General features: G+C 70.1%; 14 protein-coding genes. 9 read left to right on the top strand and 5 right to left on the bottom strand.

The genetic code is table 11. The features are described from left to right. The 5 genes from VFF46_RS31615 to VFF46_RS31595 all read right to left on the bottom strand — a co-directional run. On the bottom strand, window positions 1-630 hold a 630-nt coding region (locus VFF46_RS31615), incomplete at its 3' end, for an NAD(P)(+) transhydrogenase (Re/Si-specific) subunit beta (protein WP_325040901.1). After that, entirely contained in the window at window positions 627-932 is a 306-nt protein-coding gene (locus VFF46_RS31610; RefSeq protein WP_134121741.1) for an NAD(P) transhydrogenase subunit alpha, read from the bottom strand. The genes VFF46_RS31615 and VFF46_RS31610, both read right to left, overlap by 4 nt. Beyond that, entirely contained in the window at window positions 929-2,053 is a 1,125-nt protein-coding gene (locus VFF46_RS31605) for an NAD(P) transhydrogenase subunit alpha (RefSeq protein ID WP_325040900.1), read from the bottom strand. The genes VFF46_RS31610 and VFF46_RS31605 overlap by 4 nt, the downstream gene beginning before the upstream one ends. Before the next feature lie 43 nt (window positions 2,054-2,096). Continuing rightward, window positions 2,097-3,431: a dipeptidase gene (locus VFF46_RS31600; protein WP_325040899.1), complete on the bottom strand. Its 1,335-nt coding sequence runs from the start codon at window positions 3,429-3,431 to the stop codon at window positions 2,097-2,099. Window positions 3,432-3,465: 34 nt separating this feature from the next. Further along, complete coding sequence (locus VFF46_RS31595) at window positions 3,466-4,878, bottom strand: serine/threonine-protein kinase (RefSeq protein WP_325040898.1); 1,413 nt, start codon at window positions 4,876-4,878, stop codon at window positions 3,466-3,468. A 170-nt stretch (window positions 4,879-5,048) separates the two neighbouring features. Here VFF46_RS31595 and VFF46_RS31590 point away from each other — a divergent pair, with 170 nt between their 5' ends. The 9 genes from VFF46_RS31590 to VFF46_RS31550 all read left to right on the top strand — a co-directional run. Beyond that, window positions 5,049-6,233: a hypothetical protein gene (locus tag VFF46_RS31590; RefSeq protein ID WP_325040897.1), complete on the top strand. Its 1,185-nt coding sequence runs from the start codon at window positions 5,049-5,051 to the stop codon at window positions 6,231-6,233. A gap of 1 nt (window position 6,234) precedes the next feature. Further along, entirely contained in the window at window positions 6,235-7,377 is a 1,143-nt protein-coding gene (locus VFF46_RS31585) for a hypothetical protein (protein ID WP_325040896.1), read from the top strand. Between the two features lie 55 nt (window positions 7,378-7,432). After that, window positions 7,433-8,170: a metallophosphoesterase family protein gene (locus VFF46_RS31580; protein ID WP_325040895.1), complete on the top strand. Its 738-nt coding sequence runs from the start codon at window positions 7,433-7,435 to the stop codon at window positions 8,168-8,170. 17 nt (window positions 8,171-8,187) lie between these two features. Next, on the top strand, window positions 8,188-9,318 hold the full coding sequence (locus tag VFF46_RS31575; protein WP_325040894.1) for a sensor histidine kinase: 1,131 nt from the start codon (window positions 8,188-8,190) through the stop codon (window positions 9,316-9,318). A 181-nt stretch (window positions 9,319-9,499) separates the two neighbouring features. Further along, window positions 9,500-10,714: a formaldehyde dehydrogenase, glutathione-independent gene (fdhA, locus tag VFF46_RS31570; protein ID WP_325040893.1), complete on the top strand. Its 1,215-nt coding sequence runs from the start codon at window positions 9,500-9,502 to the stop codon at window positions 10,712-10,714. Between the two features lie 72 nt (window positions 10,715-10,786). Beyond that, window positions 10,787-10,978 carry a hypothetical protein gene (locus tag VFF46_RS31565; RefSeq protein ID WP_325040892.1) on the top strand — a complete coding sequence of 64 codons (192 nt, stop codon included), beginning with the start codon at window positions 10,787-10,789 and terminating at the stop codon, window positions 10,976-10,978. 28 nt (window positions 10,979-11,006) lie between these two features. Next, complete coding sequence (locus tag VFF46_RS31560) at window positions 11,007-11,741, top strand: LytTR family DNA-binding domain-containing protein (protein ID WP_325040891.1); 735 nt, start codon at window positions 11,007-11,009, stop codon at window positions 11,739-11,741. After that, window positions 11,738-12,118 carry a hypothetical protein gene (locus VFF46_RS31555; protein ID WP_325040890.1) on the top strand — a complete coding sequence of 127 codons (381 nt, stop codon included), beginning with the start codon at window positions 11,738-11,740 and terminating at the stop codon, window positions 12,116-12,118. Before VFF46_RS31560 ends, VFF46_RS31555 begins: the two co-directional genes overlap by 4 nt. Further along, the coding region (locus tag VFF46_RS31550) for a cation acetate symporter (protein ID WP_325040889.1) at window positions 12,119-13,641 on the top strand (1,523 nt) is incomplete at its 3' end.

The raw sequence follows: 13,641 nt of genomic DNA, 5'->3' as shown, positions 1-13,641 counted from the left end.
CGAGATGACGATCGGTACGTCGGCACCGCCGACCGGCAGCACCAGCATCACGCCGATCGCGAGACCGACCAGGCAGAGCAGTACGCCGACCCACACGCGCGGGTCCGACACCAGCCAGACGCCGAGCGCGACGCCGCCGATCAGCGACGCGACGAACAGCACCGGCAGCCCGGGGAACGTCACCGGCCGGGTCGTCATCAGCTCCTGCAGCTTGGCGAACGTGACCACCGAGCCGGCGAAGCTGATCGCCCCGACCAGGATCGTGAACGCGGTGGCGATCGCCGCCACGGTCGCGCCGGAGCGGACCTCACCGAGCTCGAGCAGCGCCACCAGCGCGGCCGCGCCGCCGCCGACACCGTTGAACAGGGCAACGAGCTGCGGCATCTGCGTCATCTGCACGCGCCGCGAGCCGATCACACCACCGATGGTGCCGATGATCAGCGCGATCAGGATCGGTGCCAGGTGGTTCGGCTTGTAGGCGGCGAACGTGATCAGCACCGCGAGCACGGCACCGCCGGCGCCGATCAGGTTGCCGGTCCGCGCGCTGCGCGGCGACGACAGTGCCTTCAGCGCGACGATGAAGCAGACCGCGGAGACCAGATAGCCGATCTGGGCCCAGGTGGGGATCACTTGTGCAGCTCCTTCTTGCGAGCCCCCGGACCTTTGAACATCTCCAGCATCCGGTCGGTGACCACGAAGCCACCGACCATGTTCACCGTCGCCAGTACGACGGCCAGCAGCCCGACGATCATCACGATCGTCGAGTCGGTGGCGCCGGTGACGATGATGGCGCCGACCAGAATGACGCCGTGGATGGCGTTCGCTCCGGACATCAGCGGGGTGTGCAACGTGGAGGAGACCTTGCTGATCACCTCCACGCCGACGAAGGCCGCGAGGACGAAGATCGTCAGCAGCGCAATCGATTCACTCATGCCTGGGGTCCTTCCAGGAGGGCACGGGTCGGCTCGTGCAGTACGGCGCCGTCGTGGGTCACGCAGCAGCCGCGGACGATCTCGTCGTCGAAGTCCGGGTCGAAGGCGGCGTTCCGGGTCATCAGCCGGATCAGGTTCGCGATGTTCTGGCCGTACAGCCGGGACGCCGGGCCGGCCATCTGCGACGGTACGTTCGCGCCGCCCCAGACCAGTGCGTCGCCGATCGCCAGTTCGGTACCGGCGACCGAGCCCTCGACGTTGCCGCCCTGCTCCGAGGCGAGGTCGACGACGACCGATCCCGGCTTCATCTGCTCGACCATCGAACGCGTGACCAGCAGCGGCGCGGTCCGGCCCGGTACCGCGGCGGTGGTGATCAGCGCGTCGGCGGCGGCGACGTACGGCGTGAGCAGTTCGCGCTGGAGCTGCGCGCGTTCCGGGGTCATCTCGCGGGCGTACCCGCCGGCGCCGTCGAGCGTCCCCAGCTCGAGCTCGACCGGTACCGCGCCCATCGATGCGATCTCCTCGGCGGCGGCGGTCCGGACGTCGTACGCCTTCACCACCGCGCCGAGGCGCTTGCAGGTGGCGATCGCCTGCAGGCCGGCGACGCCCGCGCCGAGGACCAGGACCTGGGCCGGCGGGACGGTGCCGGCCGCGGTCATGTTCAGCGGGAAGAACCGCGGCAGCCGTTCGGCGGCGACGATCGCGGCCCGGTACCCGGCGACCAGTGCCTGCGAGGACAGCGCGTCCATGGACTGGGCCCGGGAGATCCGCGGGATCAGCTCCATCGCGAACGCCGTCAGCTTGGCCCGCGTTGCGGTGCGGACCACATCCGGCGGGTTCGTCGGCAGGAACGACATCAGCGCCGTACCGGCGTGCAGCCGCTGCAGGCGTTCGCGTTCCAGCGGCTGTACGGAGGCGACGACGGTGGCGGCATGATCGGCGCCCCAGGCAACCTCGGCTCCTGCCTCGCGGTACTGGTCGTCGGAGAACAGGGCGCGTTCACCGGCGGCCGGCTCGACCGCGACCTCGTAGCCGAGCTCGATCAGTTTCGCGACTTGTTCCGGCACCAGCGCGACCCGGCGCTCGGCCGGCCTGGTCTCCCGTACGACTGCGATCTTCACTCGCCGAAACCTATGCCAAACACTGGGTCGCCGGAAAGCCCGGTCACGCTTGGTTTGCGAGGTTCTGCAACAACAGGGCCTCGGCGAGGCAGACCTTGCGGAATTCGGCGAGGTGCAGGCCCTCGTCGATGCCGTGGGCGCGGGTGTCCGGATCCTCGACGCCGGTGACCAGGACGGTGGCCGCCGGGAAGGCCTGCTGGAACTCCGCGATGAACGGGATCGAGCCGCCCATGCCCATGTCCACCGGCTCCACGCCCCAGGCCTCCTGGAAGGCCGAACGCGCCGCTTCGTACCCGGCGCCGCGGGCGTTCACGCTGCACGGCTGGCCGGTCTGCCCCTCGGTCACGGTGACCTGTGCACCCCACGGCGCGTGGTTCTCCAGGTGGTCACGCAACGCGGCACTCGCCTTGACCGCGTCGTCGCCGGGTGCGACCCGCAGGCTGACCTTGGCCCGTGCGACCGGTACCAGCGTGTTGCTCGCCTCCGCCACCGACGGCGCGTCGATGCCGACCACGGCGACCGCGGGCCGCGTCCACAGCCGGTCGACGAGCGAACCCGAACCGGTCAGCCGGACGGAGTCGAGTACGGACGACTCGGCCCGCAACCGGTCCTCCGGGTAGACGACGTCCGCGGCCCGGGACGCGTGCAGCCCGTCGACCGCGACGTCTCCCTTGTCGTCGTGCAGCGTGGCCAGCAGCCGGCACAGCGCGGACAGCGCGTCCGGGATCGGGCCGCCGAAGAGCCCGGAGTGGACGGCGTGATCAAGCGTTCGAACCTCGACGTACGACTCGACCAGCCCGCGCAGCGAGACGGTCAGCGCCGGCGTACCGACCTCCCAGTTGCCGGAGTCGGCGATCACGATCGCGTCCGCGGCGAGCTCGTCGGCGTACTCGTCGAGCAGCTGCAGCAGGGTCGGCGAGCCGATCTCCTCCTCGCCCTCGACGAACACGGTCACGCCCACCGGCAGATCGTTGCCGAAGGCCCGTACGGCGGCCAGATGCGCGGCGATCCCGGCCTTGTCGTCGGCGGCGCCACGCCCGTACAGCCGGTCGTCGCGCTCGGTCGGCTCGAACGGCTCGGAGGTCCACTGCTCGACCGGACCGGTCGGCTGCACGTCGTGGTGGGCGTAGAGCAGTACGGTCGGCTTCCCGGCCGGGGCCGCCTTCTTCGCGATCACCGCCGGCGCACCGTCGCCGGCGCGGACGATCTTGACCGTGAACCCCTCGGCCTCGAACAACGCCGCGGTCGCCTCGGCGGACCGCTGGACGTCGGCCGCACGGGCCGGTTCGTAACTGACCGACGGGATCCGGATGAGGTCCTCGAGGTCGGCACGGACACTGGGCAGAACGCGGTCGATCGCCGCTGACAGATCGGTCATGCGACAACCGTACGGCGTGCGCTCCCGACGCCGGCTAGGACGTCTTGTACTGCACCGAGTTCAGTACGTCGGCCCGGGTCTGCGGGTCGCCCGCCCGGACCTGGACGTGGACCTGTACGTCGCCCTGCTGCCGGTACTGCTCGACGACCGCCGGACCGGCGCCGCAGGTGAGCTGGAAGGTCGCACTCTTGCTCTGCACGTCCTCGCTGCTCACGGTGCAGCCGTCGGGCGGAGTGACGGTTCGCGGCAGCGTACTCGCCCGGACCAGGCCGACGAAGACGCCCTCGACGCTCGCGTTGCTCTGCCAGGCGCGGGTGTCCGAGCTGACCAGCAACGACTGCGAGCCGTTGTCGATCGCCTTCTGCCCCCACGCCCGCGGAACCTCCACGGAGAAAGGCGGATCCGTCACCTTCACCGGCCGGGTCAGCACGTACTCGTACCCGCCGTACCCACCGCCCGCGGCCAGCAGCACCGCGGCGAGGGCCGTGATCACCCCGGCCCGGCGGCGCTTCGGCTTCGCCGCGACCGTCCGCTCGTTGGCGTTGGACAAGGCCGTCGCCTGGTCGACCGGGGCGGTCGTCCCGGTCGGCGCGGGCATCTCGGCGGCCGGCACCAGCCGCGCCGGGAGCTTGCCGGTGCTGTGCGCCTCACGCAGCGCGTCGAGGAAGCTGTCCAGGTCCGGCCAGCGCTGATCCCGGTCCGGCTCGAGAGCACGCCGTACGACGACGTCGATCGCGTCCGGGATGTCCGCGCGCAGGGTGGTCATCGAGGGCGGCGGCTTCTCGATCTGCATCACCGCGCCGAGCGTGGCGACCCCGTGCGGCGCCTGGCCGGTGAACGCGGCGTACGCGACGGCGCCGAGCGAGTACAGGTCGGCGCGGTGGTCGAGGCGCTCGCCCATCACCTGTTCGGGGGCGACGTACGCGGGGGTGCCGCCGGGCAGCGTGATCCGGGAGACCTCGGCCAGCGACTTGCCCAGCCCGAGGTCGGACAGCATCGCGCGGTCGCCGTTCGGGTCGGAGCGGAACAGGACGTTGGCCGGCTTCACGTCCCGGTGCAGGACACCGCGGGCGTGCAGGTGCTTGAGGCCGCGGCCGACCTGGGTGATGACCCGGACCGCCTCGCCGAACTCGAGCGGGCCGGCCTTGATCCGGTCCGCGAGCGTGCCGCCGTCGGCGTACGTGAGCACCATGAACGGGCGGCCGTCGGCGGCCTCGCCGATGTCGTGCACGCCGACCACGTACAGCGAGTCGACCCGGCGCAGGAACCGGCCCTCGGCCAGGAAGCGGCGCCGGACGTCCTCGTCCTCCACCCAGTTCTCGGAGAGGATCTTGACGGCCACCTCGGCGTCGAGCTGCTCGTCCCGGGCCAGCCAGACGGTCGCGAAGCCTCCGGCACCCACCCGGCGGACCAGGGAGTACCGGCCGATCCGGTCAGGCTGGTCCATGGCGCAATTATGCTCGATCCGACCTGCGACCCGTTCGCGGGAGTGAACAAAGCGGCATTTCCGGGCGTCACAATCCCCGTAGCGGGAGCTGACGGCCCGCTCCGACCGTGGTCCGCCGCACGGTCCGTACCGACCGTGACCTGACCATGACCGTGCAAGGAGATCGCCGAATGCGGGTGCAGAACGGCCACCTGGCCGCCCTCGTCGCAGCTGTCGCCGTGGCCGCCGTGACGGGCGGCGGAGCGCTCGCGTATCGCCAGAGCCCGCGGACCGCGGACGCCTCGGCGGCGGTCCCGCTGTCGACGTCCCCCGCGGCGACGACCCCCGCGGCGACGACGGCCGGCACCCCGACGGCATCCGCCAGTACGCCGAAACCGACCGCGGCCCCGTCGCAGACCGCCGCCACGCCCACGAGCACGAGCCGGCCGACGACCAAGATCGACCTGAAGAAGCTCCCCCAGGGCCGGGCGCCGCAGGTCACGTACCTGAGCGGCCGCACGATCCGCGGCGGCGCGGGCAACGACGTGACCATCCCCGGCACCATGGACATCCAGCAGGTCGCCCGGCTCGGCAGCACGTCCCTCGCGGTGGTCACGAAGGGCTCCGGCAACGAGCTCCTGACCTTCGACGACAACGGCAAGCTCGTCCGCCACACCCCCGACGTCACCCAGATCTACACCACCGACGGCGGCACGGCCGCGGCGTACCTGGGCAGCAAGCTGAAGTCCACGGGCGAACCGGCCGGCGGCGTGACCGTGTACTCCGAGGATGCCAAGACCCAGAACGTCCAGAAGGTCGAGGTCCCCGGCCTCTGGAACGCCATGCTGCGCGGCTACGCGAACGGCAAGGTGTACTTCGACGCGTCGACGACACAGAACGGGACCACCACGCTGTACGAGTGGACGCCCGGTGGCTCGAACGCCGCCGAGCTCAAGGCCATCCCCTCCGCGATGGCCGTGTCGAGCGCCGGAACGGCCGGCTCGATCACCACGCAGGCGAGCCAGAACAGCTGCAGCAGCCTGCTCACCGTGCCGGCCGGGAAGCGGCTCTGGCGCACCTGCGACTACATCATCGCGGGCTTCACCCCGGACGCCGCCACCGTGATCGCCGGCCCGAAGTACGAGGACGGCTACGGCCAGGGCATCGCGGCCGCGCTGGACGCCAAGAGCGGCGGCCTGATCCACGAGTGGGCCGGGGTCTTCCGGCAGACGGTTCCGGAGGACGACCAGCACCTCCTGCTGCTCGCCGACAACGGCGAAGGGACCCCGGCCGCGATCGTCCGCTGCACCATCGCCACCGGCGCCTGCGAGCTCGCCACACCTCCCGCGAAGGGCGAGCTGCAGATTGGCGCCTGAGGTGACACCCCTGCCCACGCGGCCCGCCGTCGGCCGCCTGATCGCCCTGGTGGTGATCACGACAGCCGCCGCGGTCGCTGCCGGCGGCCTCGCCGCGCACCGGCAGGGTCCTCGGGCCGACTCTCCCCTGCACGCGACGCCACTCGTCGGGACTTTGAAGGCGACCGCGTCCCCCGCACCGAAGACCACGCCCACCGGCCCGCTCGCACTGGATGTCGCCAAGCTGCCGCAAGGAGCCGATCCACGGCACAGCTACCGCGTCGAACGGTCGGTACGCGGCGGGGCCGGGCAGACCCTGAAGGTGCCGGGCAGCGCGCAGATCATGGACGTCGCAAGGCTGGACGACGGCCTGTTGGCGGCCACGCTGCCCGGCAACGGCGACGCCGAGCTGCTGAAGCTGGACTCGGCCGGCCAGGTCGTCCGCCGCACCAAGCGCATCTACAAGGTTGTCGGCACGCCGGACGGCACGGCGGCCGTGTACGCGGCCGAGGCGCCGCTGGTGAACCACGAGATGACGTACGGCGGCACGCTGTACCTGGAACGGGGCGGGACCGTGGAGTCCGTGGACCTCCCGGCCGTCCGGAGCATCAGTCCGTTGGCGTACGCCAACGGCAAGGTCTACTACCAGGCGTCGGTCAAGGGCTCGGAGAGCATCACGCGGCTCTACACCTGGACCCCCGGCGACTCGGCCGGCGTCCGGGTACCGAAGATTCCGTCGGCACCGACGGCGATCTCGTCCGACGGGCAGCTGGTCGCGTCGCGTCCGCTGGCCGAGGGCGGTCAGTGCAGCACGGTCGTCGAAACCGCCGGCGCCAAGAACCGGTTCCGGACCTGCGATTACGCGATCACCGGGTTCACCCCGGACGGAGCGGTCGCGATCGGCGTCCCGACGTACGGCAAGGGCTGCAGCAACATCGTCACCGCGTTGAACGCGCGGACCTCGGCCGTACTCCGGCAGTGGAGCGGCTGTTTCGAGGGGACGGTGGCCGAGGACGACAACCACCTCCTGTTGCTGGCGATCGTGTCAGGCGGCCAGATGGCGCCTACCACCAAGGCCGCGGTGGTTCGGTGTGCCATCGACACCGGTGCCTGTGAACGGGCCACGCAGGTCCTGACGGCGAAGTACTTCGGACTGGCCGGCTGATCTGCCCTGAGCGAATCCAGCGCTTCTGTGGTGCATTCGGCAGCAGACTGGCGGCATGGAGCGGATTGCTGTGCTTGCGGATGTCCATGGGGTGCTACCTGCGCTGGAGGCCGTGCTGGCCGAGCCGGACGTGCAGGGGGCCGATCTTGTGGTGCTGGCTGGGGATATTGCCAGTGGGCCGATGCCTGTGGAGACGCTGGACGTGTTGACGGGCCTGGGCGACCGCGTGGTGTGGGTGCGCGGTAATGCGGACCGTGAGCTGGTGGAGATGGCCCGGGGCACGTACGACGAGGAGCCGCCCGACGCTGTGTCTCCTTGGGCGGCAGAGCAAGTACGGGCGGATCAGGTGGAGCTGCTGGCAGGCCTGCCGTTGACCGTGACGATCGGGGACGTGTTGTTCTGCCACGCCACGCCTCGGGACGACATCGAGATGGTGCTGGTGGACAGCCCGATCTCCCGGTGGGCCCAGGTGTTCTCGGGACTGCCGGACGAGGTCAGGACCGTTGTCTGCGGGCACACGCACATGCCGTACGCGCGGCAGGTCGACCGGCGGCAAGTGGTGAACGCAGGCAGCGTGGGGATGCCGTACGGCGCTCCTGGTCCCACTTGGGCGCTCTTGTCCGAGAACGGCGTACAACTGCGCTACACGCCCATCGACGCGGTCAAGGCGGCAGACCGGATCGTCAGCGAGTCGACGTACCCAGGGCGTACCGAGTGGGTCGAGGAGTACCTGCTGCACACGTACTCCGACACGGAGGCGCTGGAGGCGTTCAGGCCGCGTGCGGAGGGCTGAGCGGTTACCGTCAGGGCATGTTCGCGCGCCGGCGGAAGCATTTCGGGACCCCGGCCGACAAGGCGACGTATGCGACCCTGCATACCGCCTCGTTGGCCAGTCCACACCTGCGCGAAGGCCTGACACCTGCCGCAGCCGGTAAGGCCAGCCGCCACCTTCGCGACCTCCTGGGTACGGCGGCCATCGCGATCTGCGACGCGTCCGGCGTACTGGCGTGGGACGGCATCGGCGGCCCGTACGAGAGCAACCACCGCCGGGACGCCAAGGACCTGTCCGCGCCGACGTTGCGCTCAGGGCGTACCGCCGTACTGGGTGCACACGACGTGGCCTGTGGCGACCCACAGTGCCCGATCCGTACGGCGGTGGTCGCACCGATCGTCACCGAGGAGCGTGTGGTTGCGGTGCTGGTCGCGTACAGCAACAACACGTCAGCCGCGCTCGTGAGAGCGACAGACGAGGTCGCGCGCTGGGTCTCGGGGCAGGTGGAGCTCGCTGAGCTCAACAAGGAACGGACACGCGCGATGGAGGCCGAGCTGCGGGCGCTGCGTGCTCAGATCAGCCCGCACTTCATCTACAACGCCCTGGCGGCTATCGCCTCGTTTGTGCGCACAGACCCTGAGAGAGCGCGTGAGCTCCTCCTGGAGTTCGCTGACTTCTCCAGGTATGCGTTAAGGCGTGGAGGCGAGTTCACGACGCTGGCGGACGAGCTACGCAACGTAGAGCGGTACCTGGTGCTCGAACAGGCCCGCTTCGGTGAGCGGCTCAAGGTGTCGCTGCAGATCGCTCCTGAGGTGCTGCCGGTGGTGATCCCGTTCTTGGTGGTGCAGCCGCTGGTGGAGAACGCCGTACGGCACGGTCTGGAAGGTACGACGGGGGTCGGCAACATCACGATCCGCGCCCGGGACCGGATCAACGAGGCGGAGATCAGCGTCGAGGACGACGGCGCCGGCAGCGACCCGGAGGTGATCCGGGCGGCCCTGTCCGGCGTCTCCAGCGGCGACTCCGTCGGCCTCGGCAACGTCGACGCCCGGTTGCGCCAGGTGTACGGCGACACGTACGGCCTGATCGTCGAGACCGCGGTGGACGCCGGCACCAAGGTGACTTTCAGGATCCCGAAGTACTCCTCGGGCGTGCACGCCTCGCCGTAGGAAGCTCTTGTTTCGTTGACGGTTCCGGTGCCACGGACTAGCGTCGGCTGCATCCCCCGAGGCTTCGACCGGGGCAGGCGACGACCGGATCGCCTCTTCTCTTCCATGGCGATCGCGGCCCGCGACAGCGTACGTCTCGACCCGTCCCGCGGGTGGAGAAACCTGGAGAGGAGCATCGCTCGTGCCAGGGAACAGGGCAGTCATCTACAAGGGACCAGGCTCCGTGGCGGTCGAGACCATCGACTACCCGGCCTTGGAACTCAAGGACGGACCGGGGGTCAACCCCGCGAACGTCGGCCGGCAGATTCCGCACGGCGCGATCCTGAAGGTGGTGGCGACCAACATCTGCGGCAGCGACCAGCACATGGTCCGCGGCCGGACGACGGCGCCGCCGGGGCTCGCACTCGGCCACGAGATCACCGGTGAGGTGGTGGAGGTCGGCCGGGACGTCGAGTTCATCAAGGTCGGCGACCTGGTGTCGGTACCCTTCAACATCGCCTGCGGGCGGTGCGTCAACTGCAAGGAAGGCAAGACCGGGGTCTGCCTGAACGTGAATCCGGACCGGCCGGGATCGGCGTACGGGTACGTCGACATGGGCGGCTGGGTTGGCGGCCAGGCGGAGTACGCGCTGGTGCCGTACGCCGACTGGAACCTGCTGCGGTTCCCGGACAAGGCGCAGGCGCTGGAGAAGATCCGCGACCTGGCCATGCTGGCGGACATCTTCCCGACCGGTTACCACGGCGCGGTCACGGCCGGCGTCGGCACCGGGTCCACGGTGTACGTCGCGGGTGCCGGCCCGGTCGGTCTGGCGGCGGCCACCGCCGCGTTCCTGCTCGGCGCGGCGGTCGTCATCGTCGCCGATCTGCAGAAGGAGCGACTCGACCAGGCCCGCAGTTTCGGCTGCGAGACGATCGACGTGTCGCAGGGCGATCCGAAGGACCAGATCGAGCACATCCTCGGCGAACCCGAGGTGGACTGCGCGATCGACGCGGTCGGTTTCGAGGCCCACGGCCACGGCAGCGACGCCCAGGCGGAGCGGCCGGCGACCGTGCTGAACACGGTCATGGACGTCACCCGGGCCGGTGGTGCGGTCGGCATCCCGGGGCTCTACGTGACCGGTGACCCCGGGGCCGGTGACGAGGCCGCGAAGACCGGTTCGCTGTCGATCAGGCTCGGCCTCGGCTGGGCGAAGTCGCTGGCGTTCACCACCGGGCAGTGCCCGGTGATGCGGTACAACCGCCAGCTGATGCAGGCGATCCTGCACGACCGGACGCAGATCGCGAAGAACGTGAACGCGACCGTCATCTCGCTGGACGAGGCACCCACGGGGTACGCCGAGTTCGACCACGGCGCGGCCCGCAAGTACGTGCTCGATCCGCACGGACTGATCAAGTAGACCGGCACGCCCCGGCGGGAGCGGGCCACGTCCCGTTCCCGCCGGGGCGAGTCCTTCCGGGAATGGTGCTGCATGACCAGTGACAGCCGGCTCGACCTCGAGTTCGCGTACACGAGCCACGACGATTCCTGCAAGGACCTGTACTCGCCGTACTACTACTGCCGGCGCCCGCGCGGCCACGACGGCGTACACGCCGCGGGCTTCGGCGCGAGCCGGCTGCGCTGGGACCATCAGGCCGGCCACGCGCCCCACATGCTGTCGTAGAGCCGAATCCGGCCGCTACTGTTCGCGTATGGCCGAGACTCCTCTGCGCGCGCTGGTGGCGGACGACGAGGAGCCTGCGCTGGCCGAGCTGGTGTACCTGCTCGGGCAGGACCCCCGGATCGGCGAGATCCGGACCGCCTCGAACGGGCCGGACGCGTTGAAGATCCTGCAGGCGACCGACCTGGACGTGGTGTTCTGCGACATCAAGATGCCCGGTCTGGACGGCATCGACCTGGCGCGGGTGCTGTCCAAGTTCGCCAGCCGGCCGCAGATCGTGTTCGTGACGGCTTACGACGAGCACGCGGTCGCGGCGTTCGACCTGGAGGCCACCGACTACGTGATGAAGCCGGTCCGGCAAGAGCGGCTGGCGGAGGCGGTACGCCGTGTGGTCACGCAGGGCGCTCCGGCCGCCCTGCAGACCCCTGACGAGACGGACGACGAGGTGATCCCGGTAGAGCTGGCCGGCATCACCCGGTTCGTCCAGCGCTCCACAGTCCGGTACGTCGAGGCCCAGGGCGACTACGCCCGCCTGCACACCGGCCAGAACTCCCACCTCGTGCGGATCCCATTGAGCACGCTGGAAGAGCGCTGGCGCGACGCGGGCTTCACCCGGATCCACAGGAGCACCCTGGTCGCTCTGCAGCATGTAGACGAGATGCGGGTGGACGGCGGCCGCTGTGCGGTCCGGGTCGGTGACGACTGGCTCCCGGTGAGCCGACGGCACACCCGCGAGCTCCGCGACCTCCTGGTCCGCTCTCGATGACCACACCGGAAGGACCACGACGGGTCCGCGTCACCAGCCCACGAGCAAGTGCAGCCCGCCGCCCACTGACCCCGACAGGCACCAGAGAGATCGACGAGCAGACAAGGCTCGGCCAGGTCTACATGCAGTCGCTGATCCAGTCACAGCTGCGGCTGACGCTGGCCGTCATCGGCGGCGTACTGCTGGTCCTCGGCAGCATCCCGTTGCTGTTCTGGCTGGTCCCTCCTACGCGCACTCTGTCCGTGCTGGGTCTGCCACTCCCCTGGGTGATCCTCGGCATCCTTGTGTACCCCGTGGTGTACACAGCCGCGCGCGTCTACGTCCGCAACGCCGAGCGGATCGAAGCAGAGTTCACCGAGTTCGTAGGACGGCAGTAGATGTCTCCCGCGCTCAGCGTGGCCGCGATCGGGCTGGTGGTCGTGGCCACGATCAGCATCGGCTTGTTCGGTCTACGGATCTCACGGACCACCAGTGACTTCTACGTCGCCAGCCGTGCGGTCTCACCACGCTGGAACGCGTCTGCGATTAGCGGCGAGTACCTATCCGCTGCGTCGTTCCTAGGCGTCGCAGGACTCGTACTGGTGAACGGCGCCGACATGCTGTGGTTCTCGGTCGGCTACACCGTCGGCTACCTGATGCTGCTGGTCCTGGTCGCCGCCCCGCTCCGCAGGTCCGGCGCGTACACGTTGCCGGACTTCGCCGAGACCCGCTTCGAGTCCGCCGCCGTACGTCGCATCTGCGCCGGGCTCGTGGTCGGTATCGGGACGCTCTACCTCCTGCCCCAACTGCAGGGGGCGGGTCTGGCCGTCCAGACCGTGACCGGTGCACCACCACAGGTGGGGGCCGCGGTCGTCACGGTGATCGTCGTGATCAACGTCGCCGCCGGTGGGATGCGGTCGATCACGTTCGTCCAGGCCTTCCAGTACTGGCTCAAGCTGACCGCGCTCGCCGCGCCGATCTTCGTGATCCTGCTCCTTTGGCACCAGCCGACCGGCGTCCTCGATTCCCTGCACGGCGCCGCTTCCTCGTGGGCCCAGCCGCTGTCCCGCGCGGGCGGGCGCGACCACCCGCTGTACGCGACGTACTCGTTGCTCCTGGCCCTTTGTTTCGGGACGATGGGACTGCCGCACGTCCTGGTCCGCTTCTACACCAACCCCGATGGCCGCGCGGCCCGACGTACGACGGTGGTCGTCCTGGCGTTGCTCGGCCTGTTCTACCTCTTCCCCCCGATGTACGCCGTACTCGGGCGGACGTTCGCGCCGGACCTGGTGAGCACCGGCGGGGACACCGTCGTACTCGAGCTGCCCGGACGGGTTTTCCCTGGTACCGCAGGGGATCTGCTCGGTGCGTTGGTCGCGGCCGGTGCGTTCGCGGCGTTCCTGTCGACGTCGTCCGGGCTGACCGTCGCGATCGCCGGGGTGATCGACCAGGACCTGTTGCGGAGCCGGCTGCACCGCTGGAGCGGCGGCGACTACGTCGCGGTGAACAGCTTCCGGATCGCGGCGCTGATCGCGATGATCGTTCCGTACCTGGCGTTCACGGTCACCGGCGCGCTGAGTCTGGCGGACACCGTCGGGCTGGCGTTCGCGCTCGCGGCGTCGACGTTCTGCCCGTTGCTGGTGCTCGGGATCTGGTGGCGGCGGATGTCCACGACCGGCGCCGCGGCCGGGCTGGTCGTCGGCGGGATCGCGGCCAGTGCCGCCGCCCTGGTGAACGTGTCCGGCGGACCGCAGAGCGGCTGGCCGCACGCGCTCGTCGGCCAGCCGGCCGCGTGGACGATGCCGCTCGCGTTCCTCACCGTGATCGTCGTCTCCAAGCTCACCCCCGGCCGCATCCCGCCCGGCACCGCCCGCAGCATGGTCCGCCTGCACACCCCCGAAGCCGTCGAAGTGGACCGGGG

It is taken from the genome of Kribbella sp. (assembly GCF_035655035.1).
Taxonomy (GTDB): domain Bacteria; phylum Actinomycetota; class Actinomycetes; order Propionibacteriales; family Kribbellaceae; genus Kribbella.
The sequence above is the reverse complement of the archived record's forward strand: the minus strand, read 5'-3'. Positions and strand labels throughout refer to the sequence as shown.

What these genes read in the sequence shown, in the direction of transcription:
- VFF46_RS31595 (WP_325040898.1), bottom strand. Translation starts at nt 4,878, where the DNA reads ATGGACCAGCCTGACCGGATCGGCCGGTACTCCCTGGTCCGCCGGGTG.
- VFF46_RS31555 (WP_325040890.1), top strand. Translation starts at nt 11,738, where the DNA reads ATGACCACACCGGAAGGACCACGACGGGTCCGCGTCACCAGCCCACGA.
- VFF46_RS31560 (WP_325040891.1), top strand. Translation starts at nt 11,007, where the DNA reads ATGGCCGAGACTCCTCTGCGCGCGCTGGTGGCGGACGACGAGGAGCCT.
- VFF46_RS31580 (WP_325040895.1), top strand. Translation starts at nt 7,433, where the DNA reads ATGGAGCGGATTGCTGTGCTTGCGGATGTCCATGGGGTGCTACCTGCG.
- VFF46_RS31590 (WP_325040897.1), top strand. Translation starts at nt 5,049, where the DNA reads ATGCGGGTGCAGAACGGCCACCTGGCCGCCCTCGTCGCAGCTGTCGCC.
- VFF46_RS31575 (WP_325040894.1), top strand. Translation starts at nt 8,188, where the DNA reads ATGTTCGCGCGCCGGCGGAAGCATTTCGGGACCCCGGCCGACAAGGCG.
- VFF46_RS31610 (WP_134121741.1), bottom strand. Translation starts at nt 932, where the DNA reads ATGAGTGAATCGATTGCGCTGCTGACGATCTTCGTCCTCGCGGCCTTC.
- VFF46_RS31600 (WP_325040899.1), bottom strand. Translation starts at nt 3,431, where the DNA reads ATGACCGATCTGTCAGCGGCGATCGACCGCGTTCTGCCCAGTGTCCGT.
- VFF46_RS31565 (WP_325040892.1), top strand. Translation starts at nt 10,787, where the DNA reads ATGACCAGTGACAGCCGGCTCGACCTCGAGTTCGCGTACACGAGCCAC.